Raw genomic sequence first — 16,021 nt, 5'->3', positions numbered from 1 at the left:
AATTACAGAATAACAAAACAGGCACCTCCAAAAAGGGTGCTTGTTTTGCATGCAACCAACCTATCAGCCATTAAAACATTCTTAAACATTCATGAAAAAACTATTAATCGGGCTCTTAATCCCTTTTTGCGGATACACAGTTGTTGCCCAGACTAAAACACCAGTCAAAAAAACACCTGTACGCAATACCGCCTCCAAAACAGGCGTTAAAACAATACATACAGCACCGGCTGTGGCCAAATCAATGAGTACATTAGACTCTGCGAGTTATGCCTTCGGTACCTCAATGGCCGCCAGTTTGAAAAGCGGTGGTCTGACCAACCTGAATTACGACCTTTTAGTGAAAGGGTTAAAAGAGACTTTCTCTGGAAAACAGGCTCTGATAAATCAGGAAGACAGCCAGCGTGCAATTGCAAACCTATTCCAAAAAATGAACGAGAATAAATTTTCAGCTGAAATAGAGGAAGGCAAGGCTTTCCTTCAGCAAAATGGCACTAAAGACGGTGTAAAAACCACTGCAAGCGGTTTACAATATGAAGTGATTACTCCGGGTACCGGAATCAGTCCGAAATCTACAGATACTGTCCTGGTTAACTATAAAGGAACATTACTTAACGGTAAGCAATTTGACAGCTCCTATGACCGTAACGCGCCATTATCACTATCTCTGGACAGGGTTATTCCAGGATGGACAGAAGGAATGCAGTTAATGCAGACCGGCGCAAAATACAGATTCTTTATCCCTTACCAGCTGGCTTATGGAGAAAGAGGAGCAGGTGCAGATATTCCACCATACAGTGCACTTATTTTCGAGATCGAATTATTAAAAGTGAACGGTAAATAAGAAGCTAAAAACCATTTGTAAGGATATTTGTTGTGATCTGTAAACTAATCAAAACGAACATGAACATCAACAAATATCTTCCGTTGGCCGTTGTGGCCCTGTTAATGACAACATTGTCAAGCTGTGCCGCTATTGAAAGTATTTTCAAAGCCGGTGTATGGTCAGGTGTAATTATAGTTGTACTGATACTTGCTTTAGTAATCTGGCTGGTCAGTAAAATCTTCGGGGGTGGTAGAAATTAAACCTACAGGAAGATAATTTCTTTAATAACTTCAGAACCGGCTCGTTCATTCAATTTTTGGATGATGCCGGTTTTGACCATTAAGAGCTCATTTTTTATTACAGAAGACTCAATCCGGATAAATAACTTCTGATGGGCGATATAGATTTGTGTCGTACGGTTTCCAATGGCGGTACCCATAACTTCCGGCCACATGGCTACCACACCGGTCTCATCATATTTACCTCTGAGACGGTATACAGCCAACATCTTAGTGATGGCTTCCTTCATGGTCATATCATTAGGCTTACGCATGTCTTATTGTCCCGTTATCGACTTCAAATATAGTTAAGGGAACATCAATCTGGTTAAAAATCTTAGTGACCCTCTCCTTCCCGGTGTCGGTAATAAAAATTTGTCCGAAATCATGATGAGACACCATTTCCATTAATTTATGCATGCGGTGTTCGTCAAGTTTGTCAAAGATATCATCCAGCAGCAGCAATGGTTTAAATCCTTTATATTTTTCCACGTAAGCGTACTGAGCGAGTTTTAACGCAATTAAAAATGATTTCTGCTGTCCCTGGGAACCAAATTTTTTCAGTGGCATATCAGCGATATTAAACACAAGATCATCTTTGTGGATCCCCGTAGTCGTTCTCTCCAGCGTTTTGTCCTTCTCCAGAGACTGTTTGAGTAGTATAGGGAAAGGCGTTTCATTCAACTGACTCAAATAGGTAAGTGTAACTGTTTCAGCTTCATTGCACAAGTAACGGTAGTATTGATCAAATAATGGTATAAAATCCAGCATAAACTGCCTTCTTTTTTCGAAAATCTTTTGCCCCGAATCTACAAGCTGTTCATCATAGATTTCCAGTAATGCAGGATCATATTTGCGTGTAACTGAAATCTGTTTGAGCAGTGCATTCCTATTTAGCAGTTGTTTATTATACAGCATTAATTCGTCCAGATAAACAGAATCCGTCTGGGAAATCACATTATCCATAAACCGTCGGCGTTCTTCGCTTCCATCCATAATAATTGTAACGTCATAGGGTGAAATCATGACCAGAGGAAAAAGGCCGATATGACTGGCTAATTTATCGTACTCCTTTTTATTGCGTTTAAACTGTTTCTTTTGATTTTTCTTCACACCACAGGTAATCTTCTCCGGTTTGGTCAGCCTGTCAAAGTCTCCCTGAATCATAAAAAGCTCTTCACCGGTCTTAATCTGCTGACTATCTATAGGATTAAAATAGCTTTTACAAAGACAGAGATAGTGAATTGCGTCCAGTAAATTAGTTTTTCCTGCACCATTATTACCTGCAAAGGCATTTACAGTTTTAGAAAAACGCAAATCAGCGTCCGCATAATTTTTAAAATTCAGGAGAGTAATATTTTTTAGCCACATAGTATTCCGCTCAAAGTTACCGTTTAGGTTTCTTAAAATCAGCTTCCCGGCCGATTTGTTTCCCGACAAGAGCTATTCCCATAAAATTCAGGCGGTTCGAAATTGAACTATTACTGAAAATTTATTTAAATACATCAAAAAGAGGTTGATACTTTAACCGAAAAATGTATTTTTGCAATCCTTAATTTTTTTAAATAAAATGTCCACAACAGAAAAAGAAGTAAATCATAATGTAAGAAAGGGGTCCTTTTTAGAGGAAAACTCTAAGAGCCTTTTATTCATTGCCGCAGCTGTAATCGTATTGGTGATTATATACTTTTGGTATCAGAATGTATATTTAAAAGACAGAGCTGAAGAAGCCTCTGCGAAAATGTACAAGGCAGAACAATTTATCGGTGTGGACTCCCTGGCTAACAAAGCAATTAACGGCGATGCGGGCTATCCGGGTTTCGAGAAAATTGCTGACGAGTACAATAATACTAAATCGGCGAACCTGGCTAATTTATACCTTGGCGGAATTTATCTGCGCAAAGGAGAATATAAAAAAGCAACTGAAGTATTAGGCAAATACACAGAAACAGGTAGCGTGGTTGCTGATCCTTTGGCTTTAGGTATGCTTGGAGACGCTTATAGCGAATTGAAGGATTACAATCAGGCAATAACTTATTATAAAAAAGCCGCCGACAAATCAAGCAACAAATTCACTTCTCCGCTTTTCCTTAAAAAATTAGGATTGGTTTATGAGACACAGAAAAAATATAAGGATGCTGAAGCTGCCTATACTAAGATCAAAGTTGATTTCCCGGCAAGCCAGGAAGCTGCAATGATTGATGAATACATTGCGCGTGCTACTGCATTACAGAACAACTAGGTTCAAATAAATATTTTGACAAAGGCCTGCGTATTACGCAGGCCTTTTTTTGTGATGAATACTTATATTTGACTCATGGCAACACAATTAAAGAACCTATCAGATTTTTCTCATACAACCGTCCCGGACGGAAAGAACTATAAATTTGCAATAGCCGTAGCGGAGTGGAATGCTGCGATAACGGGAAGTTTATATGACGGCGCATTAAAAACATTGCTTTCAAACGGAGTACTCGAAGAAAACATTATTTCTGTTCCGGTACCAGGAAGCTTTGAATTAACCGGTGCTGCTGAAATCCTTTTAAGTAAACATCCGGAACTCGACGGTGTTATCTGTCTGGGCTGTGTAATTCAGGGAGAAACCCGACACTTCGATTTTATCTGCCAAGCTGTGGCCAGTGGACTAACTGATGTGAGTATCAAACATAGTAAACCGGTCATATTTGGCGTACTTACTACCAATGACCAGCAGCAGGCAGTAGACCGCTCCGGAGGAAAGCATGGCAATAAAGGAGATGAGGCAGCTATTACAGCCATTAAAATGGCTCATTTAAACGCCACTGTATAAATTAATAAAGAGTACAACGGCCCAACCTCAAAAGAAACGAAGGCGATAATTAAAATAAAAAACAAGAGATGGAGTGGATTCAGATGACCGATGCAGATCAGGTCGACAAGATTAAAGCAAGCAGTGGATATAGCTTAATATTTAAACACAGCACAAGATGTTCAGTTAGTATGATGGCGAGAAAACGCTTTGAGCTAGAATGGGATGCTATACCTGCAGAAACGCCATTATATTTCCTGGACCTCATCAGCCACCGTGCAATTTCCGCACAGATAGCTGAAGATTTCCAGGTTCATCATGAATCTCCGCAAATATTATTGATCAAAGATGGTGAGTGCGTTCTCGACGCCTCTCATAGTGATATTTCTGCGGAGGAAGTAGCAGAAGTTATTCAAAAATAAAGGAAACAGTTTTCTTTAGATCAGGATGCAGGCTGTAAAAGACCGGACAGGTATTTGCAGCCCGCTCTATGATTTTCTTTTCTTTATCCGTATATCCATTCGCTGGAAATCTCAATACCGCAATAATCTCCGCAACCCGTCTTGGCTGTTCTGCCATTATTTTGGTAATTTCACAAGTTGCACCGTCAATATTGAAGCCGTGCTCTGCGGCTGCGATACCAACTATAGTCAGCATACAGTTACCTAAGGACGTTGCCAGTAGATCGGTAGGTGAGAAAGCTTCTCCCTTTCCTTTGTTGTCTACAGGAGCATCTGTAATTATTTCATTTCCCGAACGCTCATGAACTGAGCTGGTCCTGAGCGCACTCAGATATGTTACTTTCGAAGTTGCCATATATATATATATTTTTACGAGCAAAATAGTGCTAATTCCGGAAATACGGAAGTTAGAATCGCATACTTGATCTTAAATCGCTGCAGCGGCATACTAATAACATTACAAGAGGGAAACATTTCATGTTTATAACAATTCAAACCTATTGCTTAACTTTGTCAAATGATCGAACTTCCGGTTGTTTCAGCAAACACAGTACAACGTAAACCAGACTGGCTTAGAGTTAAGCTTCCTGTTGGTAAAGAATATGCTCAGGTCCGCAGCCTGGTAGACACCCATAAATTACATACCATATGCGAAAGCGGCAATTGTCCTAATATGGGTGAATGCTGGGGAGCAGGCACGGCAACGTTCATGATTCTTGGTAATATCTGCACCCGGTCCTGCTCTTTTTGTGCAGTAGCCACTGGCAGACCTAAAGCCGTTGATCTGGACGAGCCAAATAGAGTGGCAAATTCTGTAAAGCTAATGCAGGTTAAACATTGTGTTATAACTTCTGTGGACAGGGATGATCTGAAAGATGGCGGTTCTATTATATGGGCAGAAACACTGCAGGCTATTCGCCGAGAAAGTCCTGAGACTACACTAGAAACGTTAATTCCCGATTTCAGAGGCATCTGGGACAACTTGTATCGGGTTCTGGAAGAAAGACCTGAAGTAATGTCTCACAACATCGAAACCGTACGCAGGCTTACTAAACAAGTGCGTATCCAGGCCAAATATGATAGAAGTCTGGAAGCATTAAAAAGAATCTCTGAATTCGGATTAAGAACTAAAACCGGTATCATGCTTGGTCTTGGAGAAACAGAAGACGATGTACTGGAAGCAATGGATGACCTTGTTGCTAATGGCGTACACATACTGACCCTGGGACAGTATCTGCAACCAACTCGTAATCATCACCCTGTGGTAGACTGGATTCATCCGGATCAATTTGCAAAATATAAAGAGATTGGGTTGGCAAAAGGTCTCCGTTATATAGAAAGCGGCCCCTTGGTAAGGTCCTCATATCATGCTGAAAAGCACTTATTTGATTTTTAAACGCTGTTGATGCTGCTTCCTGAAACAAATTATGGCAGAACTTGTTAGACAAACTGTATATTCGATTCCATTGGCAGCAACAACTAAAATATCTCTTACTGAGGAACAACTTGTTCAGGGCTTGAAAGCACAGGATACTGCAGCTATAAAGGCTCTTTACGAACAATATTCCGGCGCATTAATGGGTGTAATCATAAGGATTATTCCTATTGAAGAAATTGCTGAAGATTTACTTCAGGACACATTTCTCAGAATCTGGAATTCCACAAGGCATTATGATCCTTCCAAAGGAAGGCTTTTCACCTGGATGATGAATATCGCCAGGAATATTGCTATCGATAAATACCGCTCCAAAGATTTTCGAAACGGGGGAAAAAACCAGAACATTGAAAATAACGTAGATTTGATCAATGAAACAAATGAAGTCATTTTCAATGCAGATACTTTGGGTATAAAAGAGATGGTTACCAAACTGAAACCTGAATTTAATGAGGTTCTGGAAATGGTCTATTTTAAAGGTTATACCCATGTGGAAGCTGCCGAAGAGTTAAGTATACCATTAGGAACTGTAAAAACCAGGATCAGAATGGCAATTATGGAGTTAAGAAAGCATTTTAATTAGGTGGAAGAAGCAAAGGCATACATAGAATCAGGAATACTGGAACTTTATGTTCTGGGTCAGCTCGATGCCCCAGAACAGGAGGAGGTGGAGAGAATGGCTACTTTACACCCTGAAATCAGGTCAGAAATGGCCGCTATTGAGCTTGCTATGGAGAAGTATGCCATGGAAAAAGCAGTGCAGCCTAAACCACAACTAATGAATAAAATCTTGCAGCAGATTAATGCTGGAGAAACATTAGCGGAACCAGAATTTAAGGAGGCGGTCGTTACACCGTTAACTGCCGATCCGCCACCGAAATCTTTAAAACCATTGCAATTTGCGCTTGCCGCTTGTCTGGCACTCCTTGCGATGAGTATTTTTGCTTTATACACCACACATAGTCGCTTATCAGATGCAAATCAACAATTGATTGTAATGCGTCAGGATAGGGAGAAGTTTGCCGCAACAGTGAATTTCATGAAAGATGAAAATAAAGATCTGCAGCAAATTAACCAAATCACGATCGACCCCACCTGGGCTAAGGTGAAGCTGGCAGGTACACAGATATCACCAAAAGCCTCCCTAATGGTTTACTGGCATAAAGAAGGTAAACATGTAATGCTGGATAATGCGAGCATGTCCCTGCCCGAAAATGACAAGGAACACCAGTATCAGCTTTGGGCAATTGTTCAGGGTAAACCTGTCGATCTTGGTGTATTTGATGCAGACTCACGTCCTAAAAAAGTACTCCTGGATATGAAAGCTGTAGGTAATGCCCAGGCCTTTGCAGTAACCCTTGAAAAAAGAGGTGGCAGTCCGGGCCCTACCATGGAAAAAATGGTCCTTATCTCCTCTATTTAGTTAATTCATAAAGTATTTGGGGAATCCCTGCTGCCAGCTCTGAGGCGCGGATTGTAGCTTGGCATCTTGCGAGTTTATCAGCCGACTTCCCGTGTATATAACATCCGGTTATTGCCGCTTGAGCCGGATGGTAACCCTGTGCCAGTAAGGCCAGTATAATACCGCTTAGCACATCTCCCATCCCACCTTGAGCCATCGCAGGATTACCCGTAGGATTTATAAATACCTTCCCCTGCTCATTTATAGTGAATGTATATTGGTTCTTCAATACAATAACAAATTGCTTTCGTCTTGTCCAGTCCCTGGCTGTCTCTATGCGCTCCCACCAGCTCTCATGTTTACCGAAAAGATTATCAAACTCTTTCATATGTGGTGTTAAGATCGTACCAGCAGGAATCTGTTCCAGCAATGTTTTTTCCTGAGCCAGGCAATTCAGGGCATCGGCATCTAGCAGTAATGGTTTTCCTGCATCCAGTAATAAACTTACCTTATTCAGCGTTTCCGTTGACTTACCAAGACCCGGACCCGCACCGATAGCCGAATATGACTGCAAAGAAGCTTTATCGGTTAAACGAAGAGACGGAACATACATTACTTCTGGAAGTGCCGTATTTAACGCCGTAAGACCAGAAGAAGGTATGGCGGCAGTTGTTAGGCCAGCTCCAGCATACAGACATGCAGAAGATGCCAGTAACGCCGCGCCCATCGTATCTTCATGACCAGCAATTACCAGTGCATGGCCATAAGTCCCTTTATGACTAAAGCGTTTTCTCGGTTTGATTATTTGCTTTATATCATTTTCTGTTACCAGATGGAACACGCCATCCTGCTGCTGGATAAAACCTTCATCTAATTCAATATCAGCTATGATAAACCCATTTATGGCAGTCGCAGACTCAGGGAAAAAGAAGTTTATTTTTGGTCGCTGGAAGCTAATAACCAGCTCAGCCTCAACAACGGGCCAATCCGGGTTGATCACTCCTTCTGAAGGAAGGCCGGCAGGGATATCTACCGAAACGATATGCGCACCAGACTGATTAATTAGTGCTATAAGTTCAGCCCATTCCCTGGCCAGTGGTTTATTCAATCCCGAGCCAAAAAGCGCTTCAATGATTATGCCGTTTGGAAAAGCTTCAAAATCAGAAACCACACCTAAAGATCTGATAGTCAATTTCTTCTTCCTAACCCATTCCAACTTAACAAGAAAAGCCGGTTGAGCCTTTCCATCAAAATCACACAGATGAATAATTAAACGCTGGTAGTCCATTTGTTGCAGAAGTCCGGCTATGACCAGACCATCTGCTCCATTATTTCCAGGCCCGCAGTAAATATCAATAGCTAAGTTCCGGTCTGGGTATTCTACAGCAAATAAACTCACAAATGCTCCCGCTGCCCGATCTATCAAATCATTTTCTGTGATCTGCTCCCGACGTATTGTATGCTGGTCGGCAGCGCGCATCTGCTCTGTGGTGAGTAATTGCTGCATTTTATAAAAATTTAAGCTTTCATTTCTTTTTTAAGGAATTTACCAGTCAAACTGATGGAATTTTGAATTAAGCCTTCGGGAGTTCCTTCAAACAAAATTCTTCCACCACCCGCACCCCCTTCTTCACCCAGATCGATCACCCAGTCCGCGACTTTTACTACATCAAGATTATGTTCAATAACCAATACTGTATTCCCTTTGTCAACTAATTCATTCAGAACTCCCAGAAGAACACTGATATCTTCGAAATGAAGACCAGTCGTCGGCTCATCCAGGATATAAAAAGTTTTTCCTGTGTCTTTTTTCGAAAGCTCTGTAGCTAGTTTAACACGCTGAGCTTCCCCGCCAGATAAGGTAGTAGATGACTGACCCAAAGTGATATAACCCAACCCGACATCTTTTAATGTCTTGATCTTTCTGTAGATCACGGGCATATTTTCAAAAAACACACAGGCATCTTCTATACTCATATCCAGTACATCACTAATGGACTTACCACGGTAGCGCACTTCCAGAGTTTCACGGTTGTAACGTCGGCCACCACATGCTTCACATGGGACATGTACATCAGGAAGGAAGTTCATTTCTATTACTTTCATGCCTGCACCCTGACAAGTTTCGCATCTGCCACCCTTCACGTTAAATGAAAATCTGCCCGGTTTATAGCCCCGTATTTTTGCTTCCGGAAGCTGTACAAATAAATTACGGATATCAGAGAATACGCCAGTGTAAGTAGACGGATTTGATCTTGGAGTCCTGCCAATAGGAGCCTGATCAATTTCAATAACTTTATCTATTTCTTTTAATCCGTTTATCTTTTCATACGGCAGCGGATGTTTCTTTGCCCTAAAAAAATGATGGTTCAGTACAGGATATAATGTTTCTGTGATTAGACTGGATTTACCGCTTCCGGAAACACCGGTCACAGCGATGAATTTACCTAGTGGAAAGTCTACGGAGACATCTTTCAGATTGTGCCCGCTGGCTTTGATAATGGACAGTTTATGACCGTTTCCTTTTCTTCTGACTGCTGGAATTGCAATTTCTTTTTTCCCATTCAGATATGCAGCTGTCAGCGTACCGGATTTCAAAATCTGAGCAGGTGTACCCTCGGCAACTATTTGCCCGCCATGCAGCCCCGCAGCAGGCCCCACATCAATTACATAGTCTGCTTCCAGGATCATATCCTTATCGTGCTCTACCACAAGAACTGTATTTCCAAGATCACGGAGATTCTTTAATGCACCAATCAGTCTTTCATTATCCCGCTGATGGAGACCAATACTTGGCTCATCCAGAATGTACATTACATTCATTAACTGGGAGCCTATCTGGGTCGCCAGTCTTATACGCTGCGCTTCCCCTCCGGAGAGTGTCCTTGCAGTCCTGTCCAGAGACAGATAATTTAGTCCAACATCGGAAAGAAACCCTAAACGCGCCCGGATTTCCTTGAGTATTTCCTTTGCGATCGTATTCTGCCTTTCCGACAGACGATCTTCAAGAGCTGTGAACCAGGATTTTAGATGATTGATATCCATTTCAGCCAGCTCAAAGATATTCTTCCCGTCTACTTTAAAATGAAGGCTTTCCTTTTTAAGCCTGGCACCATTACAAACAGGACAAGTCTTCAATTTTCGGAACGTGTCCATATCATCAGTAGCGGTATCTCCTTTTTTCTCGTGCTGCTCTTCCAGGAGTTTGATAATTCCATCGAAGGTAATCTGGTAATTCTGAACATTCCATTTATTGTATTCTACAGCAACGGAAATTAACTCAGGACTTCCATTCAGTAACATATGGATAGTTTCTTCACTCAATTTTTCGATCGGCGTGGAAAGCGAGAAATTATATTTTTTTGCCAGTGCCTTGAGAACCTGGAACATCCAAATATCGCGGTATTCCCCTAAAGGTGCCAGACCGCCATTCATAATACTTAATTTTGGGTTTGGAATGACCGAATCCTTATCGACTACAAAGATATAACCCAACCCGTCACAGCGCTCACACGCACCGTATGGAGAATTAAAAGAGAAACTATTTGGCTGTGGTTCATCATAAGAAATCCCGGAAGTAGGACACATCAGGAATTTACTGAAATGTGACACCCGGTTTTCCTTATCGCTGATTTTAATGATTCCTTTACCCAGGCGCATGGCAGTCTGTATAGAATCAACCAGACGTTTGTGATCTTTACGATCAATAAGCAGGCGGTCGACCACAATTTCAATATCATGAATTTTGTATCTGTCCACTTGCATCTTAGGACTCATATCCTGGATTTCACCGTCAATTCGCACCTTTACATATCCTTGCTTCCGGATCTGTTCAAAAAGCTCACGATAATGCCCCTTTCTACCCTTAACTACGGGAGCAAGAATATTTACAGCAACATTTTCGTATTTATTATAGATCGTATTCAGGATCTGGTCCTCGCTCATACGCTGCATGCGCTCACCCGTTTCATAGGAGAAAGCATCGGCCGTTCTTGCATAGAGAAGACGCATAAAGTCATAAATCTCCGTAATCGTGCCAACTGTCGAACGCGGATTTTTACTGGTTGTTTTTTGTTCAATAGCAATAACCGGGCTCAGACCGGAAACTTTGTCGACATCAGGCCTTTCCATTCCCCCCATGAACTGGCGGGAATAAGCACTAAAAGTTTCCATGTACCGGCGTTGACCTTCTGCGTAGATCGTATCAAAAGCGAGTGACGATTTTCCACTACCACTCAAACCAGTAATAACGACCAGTTGATTACGAGGAAAAGAAACATCTATATTTTTAAGGTTATGAACCCGGGCACCATATACTTCTACATCTTTTTGCTCGCCAAGGTCGATCGTATTTTTGCTCATATTTTATCTTAAAACGCTACGTAGAACTGCCCGAATAAAAGCAATTCCACAGCTACAAAAATGCTAATTTTTTCATTAGCAATTGTTTGTTTTTTAAAGGTAGTAACCTGCCTTAAAGCTTTCGCGAAAGCTGCAGTTTTGAATAGCGGACTGTAAATTTGTTAGCTCTCATTCTTACAGGCAGAACAACAAATCAGTCCGCAAAGAGTTTTATAAGCAATTGGATTTATGTTTTAAAGAAAGGAAAGGTGTTTTAAACATATAAACATGTGTTTTCAGCATGGTTTAATACCAAATTATAATTGACTTTTGTCTTCTAATATTGCACAGTAAAATGCACAGATCAGGTTCAGCAATTCTCTTTCTACTGGTTACCTGCCAAACCAGCTTCGCTCAAACATCATGGAAACTCGAGAAAGATAAGAACGATATAAAAATTTACACCTCTGCGTTAACCGGCTCTAAAGTAAAAGCCGTAAAAGTAGAATGTGAGATCCAGGCAAGGCCTTCACAGCTCGTGGCTTTATTGCTGGACATCGACGCTGCTCCGGAATGGGTATATCATACAAAATCTGCCAAACTGGTTAAGCGTGTATCCCCTTCCGAACTTTATTATTATTCCGAAGTGATTTTACCATGGCCGGTCCAGAACCGGGATTTCATCGCACACCTTACAGTAACTCAGGATCAGGAAAGCCGTATTGTCACTGTTGACGGACCAGCCGTAAGCGGATTTGTTCCAGAAAAGAAGGGCATTGTCCGGATAGATAATTCTAAAGGCAAATGGATCATTATACCGGCAGGCAAAGATAAAGTCCGAATCAGTTATACACTACATGTAGATCCAGGTGGGACACTCCCTGCATGGCTGGTCAATATGTTCGCGGCCGAAGGCCCGTCCCATATTTTTGAGCAGCTCAAATTGCAGGTCAGCAAACCAAAGTACAAAAACATCCATTTACCCTTTATTCAGGATTAGCCATCAGACAACCCTTTAGTAGTCCGATTGTAAAATTCCACAGAAGCCCTGATATTCAGTGTAGGTATCACCAGCAATTCAATTTTGTAGTTTATTTTTGAATCTAAATTTTCCCTATGTCAAGTTCCATTACAGCTGTGCAGACGTGTACTTTTGCACAATTACTGGAAGCAGTCGGAGTAAGCGATCAGAATGCCGAAATCAGTATTTGTTCTACAACAGGACTGGAGATGGAAATACCTATACGATATCCATTCCGGTCTGATCACTTTTCTTTTCTGGTCGTTCAGGAAGGAGCGTTCAAAATAAAAGTAAATCTGACACCATACACTGTAACGAAAAACGAAATCCTGATGATTACGCCTAATGATGTCAGACAATTCGAAGAATTCTCATCTGACTGCATCATTAAGTTTGTCGGTTTCAAGGCTGAATATCTCTATGCAGCCGGCATTCATAAGAAAAATGTAGATGCGCTGACTTTTTTCTCATCTCTACTTAATCCGGTCCTGAGGCTTGGAAACGGGGAAATGGAAAATATAGCGAGAATTCTGGATGTTCTGGAGCATAAAAGCACTTTACCCGCTACATCGGACTATCGTGATGATATAATGCTTAATCTTTTCTCAGGATTTATCTACGAACTCGCGCTACATTTCCGGCGTTCTCAAAGCCTGGAGGAAATCCGGGTTACCCGTAAAGAGGAGCTGGTTATGCGCTTTCTTAAATTGCTGCCAACACAGTTCCGGTCTGTACGAAGTGTGCAGGTTTATGCAGAAATGTTAAATGTCTCCCCGAAATACCTTTCTCAAACCTTAAAAGATATTTCCGGAAAAACAGCCGGCGATTTTATCGGTGAGATGTTATTACTGGAAGCCAAAATTCTATTGAATCATCCAGAATTGTCTATAGCTGAGGTATCAAATCATCTGAATTTCAGCGATCAGTTTTCCTTCAGTAACTATTTCAAAAAGCACACAGGTAAAAGCCCAACACTATACCGTAAATCATAGTTCTGTAAAAACACGATTAGAAAGATTATATACGAAAAAAAAAGTGTTTTAAGCATATTTTGACGCCTTTTCAATATTCCTTTCTGACTTGCATATTCACATCTTTGGTTTATGATGATGTGGCTTAATTACTTGAACAGAAGATTTGTACTTTCCGGAAAACTCAAAAGTCTGATTGAAGAATCAAAATTAGAAGGTGTAATATTTCGTGTAGACGAACTGGAAAAAGCTATGGCGGAGACCAGAGATTACGACAAACTAGTATCAGGATTGATCAGATCCGGAAAATCTGTACATGAAATTATCATGGCCGTCGTTATTTCCGATGTCAGACGTGCAGCGAACCAGTTTATTTTGGTACAATCCCGATCAAAAGGGAAATCCGGATATGTTGTTTTTGGCATCCGTTCAGAATTCGCCTGGTTTGAACTCTCAATTGTAGATGAAGTCAGACATCTATGGAAAGAGATCGACCGGAAAAATGTAATTATAGATATACCGGGATCCAAAGAAAGTACACGCGCCATATCTATATTAACTGCTGATGCAATTAATCTCAAAGTCTCAAATCCTGTCGGCTTTAAACGCTTTCATGAAATTCTGCTGGGCTATGTAGAAGGACTCGAAAAGCGGAAAGCAGAGCGAAAATCACTAGAGCAGATCCATTTCCTGGTGAGTTTTAATCTCCGGCTTATAGATGAGCTAATTGATCCTGTTCTATTATCTATAATTCAGCAAAGCAATAATCAGTCTGTCATCGCTATTCAGATGTTAGGTAAGTCTGGCATAATGTTCGCCGCCAAGATTCGCCAGATATATGATGATGTTTTTAAAAGCGAGCGTTTCGCTATTCTCGCAGCAGACGGAGCAAGGCCTGCCAATTTGATGTGGGATTTCAGTAAATCTCCGGAGAAGGATCAAAACGATGGACTCTCGGCATTAATGCACCAAAACGACACATCAGTAATACTCTCTATGAACAACCTGAGCACAGTAACTCAGAGTCCTGCGAGGAATATACAAGGAGAGACCAGCAGTTCAACAATCAAATGGAACATCTTTCAACTGGAAAATATTCTGGGTGTTAATTTTAACCACCTGGAAGAACAAGTAGATGAAATTACACTTAGAGACTTCAATCTCCCTTCCAAACAACTATATGATCTAATTAGAGAGCGAATCATATCTACAGCAACCTTGCACTGGTGGTAAAAAAAAAGCCAGCTGTTTAAAGCTGGCTATCCCCAATTATTTGTCAAATTATAGATTCTTTTATTCTACGGTAGTTTGCATAGCGAGCATTTTACCGGAAGTCCGGTAACCATGTCTGCCCGGGTCATTTAAAATCTCTTTCATTGAAATTAATTTATAAACATATCCGGCAGTCTCTCTGTTCAATTTCATCTTGAAATAATTATCCTGATTTTGTTTATTGATCTGCCGGCGCATGTGGTTATCACCTACATTGTAGGCAGCGGCAACCAGTGTCCAGCTATCAAAGATTCCGTAAAGTTCTTTAATGTATTTGCAGGCAGCTATAGTTGATTTACGCAAGTTCTTGCGCTCGTCTATTTCGCTGTTTACTGTCAAGCCGTAACTTCTCGCTGTTCCGGGCATAAACTGCCAGAAACCATTAGCCCCTTTCGGCGACATCCCGCCCTTAAGTCCGGACTCCACTAAAGGAACATATTTAAAGTCATCAGGTATACCGTAGGCAGCGAGGATCGGCTCTATAATAGGAAACCATTCTTCCGCTTTACGATGCAGTTGATTTGTCTGCAATTGACTAAAGCTGTGTGCAGCAAGGATAGTTTTCATTTTACGCTCTACCTTCCTGTCCCCCAGGGGTAAAGATTCTTCTGCGAAATTGAGTTTGGCCATCATAGAGACTGGCTTTTTCGTAGTAGTAGTGGTAACAGTGGTGACTGTCTCAGTCAGCGTATTGTTGTTGTTTTTTTGACTTTTTGATGCTTGGGGCATGTTATAAGCAAACACTTTTGCCATAACGAGTAATCCTAAAATTACAGTACTAGTTATGATGTGTTTCTTTATCATTTTCCTCCTTTTTTTGGTTAATAATTTTAAAACGCTTGCAAACATACATGATATTATGTTAATTATCAAGCTATTACAAAACAAACTACCAAAATCAACGTTTAAACACTCATTAAGGTGGATTTTTTATTTCATGATCACATTGAAAATTAAATCCCTAAATTGAGCGATTTTTATTAAATTTGCACCCCGCATTAATTATGTGGTTAACAGCGTATCATGATAAAAAATAACAACAGGAACAGTCGGGATGACAAGTCCAAACCGGGAAACCGAAGCACAACAGGTAATAGCCGCAGTGGAGCCGGACAGGCAGGCACGGGTAAAAGCAGGTTTGAGGATAAAGAGGGGAAAGATAGAACGAAATTTGGTGCTGGTGCTGACAGGGACAATAAATCTTTCAGACCAAGACCAGAAGGTGA

Annotated in this window: 17 protein-coding genes and 1 pseudogene; 12 read left to right on the top strand and 6 right to left on the bottom strand. The window is 41.1% G+C overall.

All coding sequences use genetic code 11. From position 1 onward, the window contains the following. Positions 1 to 91: 91 nt before the first annotated feature. Both bamJ and BLR53_RS08565 read left to right on the top strand, forming a co-directional pair. Positions 92 to 844, top strand: a complete 753-nt coding sequence (gene bamJ / locus BLR53_RS08570) for a BamJ family beta-barrel-assembly machinery protein (protein ID WP_051759864.1) — start codon at positions 92 to 94, stop codon at positions 842 to 844. Between the two features lie 59 nt (positions 845 to 903). Continuing rightward, entirely contained in the window at positions 904 to 1,086 is a 183-nt protein-coding gene (locus BLR53_RS08565; protein WP_037440678.1) for a hypothetical protein, read from the top strand. Positions 1,087 to 1,088: 2 nt separating this feature from the next. Here BLR53_RS08565 and BLR53_RS08560 read toward each other — a convergent pair whose 3' ends face one another. Further along, entirely contained in the window at positions 1,089 to 1,379 is a 291-nt protein-coding gene (locus BLR53_RS08560) for a DciA family protein (RefSeq protein WP_037440680.1), read from the bottom strand. Next, positions 1,372 to 2,475, bottom strand: a complete 1,104-nt coding sequence (recF, locus tag BLR53_RS08555) for a DNA replication/repair protein RecF (RefSeq protein ID WP_037440684.1) — start codon at positions 2,473 to 2,475, stop codon at positions 1,372 to 1,374. Before recF ends, BLR53_RS08560 begins: the two co-directional genes overlap by 8 nt. Before the next feature lie 199 nt (positions 2,476 to 2,674). On the opposite strand from recF, the gene BLR53_RS08550 reads away from it, so the two are divergent. The 3 genes from BLR53_RS08550 (at position 2,675) to ytxJ (ending at position 4,314) form a co-directional block, all read left to right on the top strand. Beyond that, positions 2,675 to 3,346 (top strand): tetratricopeptide repeat protein, encoded by a 672-nt coding sequence (locus BLR53_RS08550; RefSeq protein ID WP_037440687.1) that lies wholly within the window; start codon positions 2,675 to 2,677, stop codon positions 3,344 to 3,346. Between the two features lie 75 nt (positions 3,347 to 3,421). After that, positions 3,422 to 3,913, top strand: a complete 492-nt coding sequence (ribH, locus tag BLR53_RS08545; protein WP_074588994.1) for a 6,7-dimethyl-8-ribityllumazine synthase — start codon at positions 3,422 to 3,424, stop codon at positions 3,911 to 3,913. A 68-nt stretch (positions 3,914 to 3,981) separates the two neighbouring features. After that, the gene (ytxJ, locus tag BLR53_RS08540) at positions 3,982 to 4,314 is read left to right on the top strand and encodes a bacillithiol system redox-active protein YtxJ (RefSeq protein ID WP_037440691.1); all 333 of its coding nucleotides are present in this window, start codon (positions 3,982 to 3,984) and stop codon (positions 4,312 to 4,314) included. Here ytxJ and BLR53_RS08535 read toward each other — a convergent pair. Then, entirely contained in the window at positions 4,301 to 4,708 is a 408-nt protein-coding gene (locus BLR53_RS08535; RefSeq protein WP_074588991.1) for an OsmC family protein, read from the bottom strand. The genes ytxJ and BLR53_RS08535 overlap by 14 nt on opposite strands. A gap of 162 nt (positions 4,709 to 4,870) precedes the next feature. Here BLR53_RS08535 and lipA point away from each other — a divergent pair, with 162 nt between their 5' ends. From lipA to BLR53_RS08520, 3 genes are read left to right on the top strand one after another with little or no spacing between them, the layout of a single operon-like run. Further along, positions 4,871 to 5,749: a lipoyl synthase gene (lipA, locus tag BLR53_RS08530; protein ID WP_037440695.1), complete on the top strand. Its 879-nt coding sequence runs from the start codon at positions 4,871 to 4,873 to the stop codon at positions 5,747 to 5,749. Positions 5,750 to 5,780: 31 nt separating this feature from the next. Beyond that, positions 5,781 to 6,371, top strand: a complete 591-nt coding sequence (locus BLR53_RS08525) for an RNA polymerase sigma factor (protein ID WP_234797574.1) — start codon at positions 5,781 to 5,783, stop codon at positions 6,369 to 6,371. After that, a complete protein-coding gene (locus BLR53_RS08520) occupies positions 6,372 to 7,211 on the top strand; it encodes an anti-sigma factor (protein ID WP_074588990.1) in 840 nt (279 codons plus the stop codon). Here BLR53_RS08520 and BLR53_RS08515 read toward each other — a convergent pair. Both BLR53_RS08515 and uvrA read right to left on the bottom strand, forming a co-directional pair. Further along, a complete protein-coding gene (locus BLR53_RS08515; RefSeq protein WP_074588988.1) occupies positions 7,204 to 8,697 on the bottom strand; it encodes an NAD(P)H-hydrate dehydratase in 1,494 nt (497 codons plus the stop codon). The two genes, BLR53_RS08520 and BLR53_RS08515, sit on opposite strands and share 8 nt — an antisense overlap. Positions 8,698 to 8,708: 11 nt before the next feature. After that, positions 8,709 to 11,552 (bottom strand): excinuclease ABC subunit UvrA, encoded by a 2,844-nt coding sequence (uvrA, locus tag BLR53_RS08510; RefSeq protein WP_037440701.1) that lies wholly within the window; start codon positions 11,550 to 11,552, stop codon positions 8,709 to 8,711. Positions 11,553 to 11,886: 334 nt separating this feature from the next. Between uvrA and BLR53_RS08505 the strand changes: the two genes are divergently transcribed. From BLR53_RS08505 to BLR53_RS08495, 3 genes are all read left to right on the top strand, one after another. Further along, complete coding sequence (locus tag BLR53_RS08505) at positions 11,887 to 12,531, top strand: START domain-containing protein (RefSeq protein WP_037440704.1); 645 nt, start codon at positions 11,887 to 11,889, stop codon at positions 12,529 to 12,531. A gap of 116 nt (positions 12,532 to 12,647) precedes the next feature. Beyond that, positions 12,648 to 13,544 carry a helix-turn-helix domain-containing protein gene (locus BLR53_RS08500; protein WP_051759865.1) on the top strand — a complete coding sequence of 299 codons (897 nt, stop codon included), beginning with the start codon at positions 12,648 to 12,650 and terminating at the stop codon, positions 13,542 to 13,544. Positions 13,545 to 13,676: 132 nt separating this feature from the next. Next, on the top strand, positions 13,677 to 14,756 hold the full coding sequence (locus tag BLR53_RS08495) for a transaldolase family protein (RefSeq protein ID WP_157282838.1): 1,080 nt from the start codon (positions 13,677 to 13,679) through the stop codon (positions 14,754 to 14,756). Positions 14,757 to 14,816: 60 nt separating this feature from the next. Here BLR53_RS08495 and BLR53_RS08490 read toward each other — a convergent pair whose 3' ends face one another. Next, positions 14,817 to 15,599 carry a lytic transglycosylase domain-containing protein gene (locus tag BLR53_RS08490; RefSeq protein ID WP_037440734.1) on the bottom strand — a complete coding sequence of 261 codons (783 nt, stop codon included), beginning with the start codon at positions 15,597 to 15,599 and terminating at the stop codon, positions 14,817 to 14,819. Between the two features lie 219 nt (positions 15,600 to 15,818). Here BLR53_RS08490 and BLR53_RS20150 point away from each other — a divergent pair. Then, positions 15,819 to 16,021: pseudogene (locus tag BLR53_RS20150) on the top strand (pseudouridine synthase); the annotation flags it as partial.

It is taken from the genome of Pedobacter antarcticus (assembly GCF_900103515.1).
Lineage (GTDB): Bacteria > Bacteroidota > Bacteroidia > Sphingobacteriales > Sphingobacteriaceae > Pedobacter > Pedobacter antarcticus.
The sequence above is the reverse complement of the archived record's forward strand: the minus strand, read 5'-3'. Positions and strand labels throughout refer to the sequence as shown.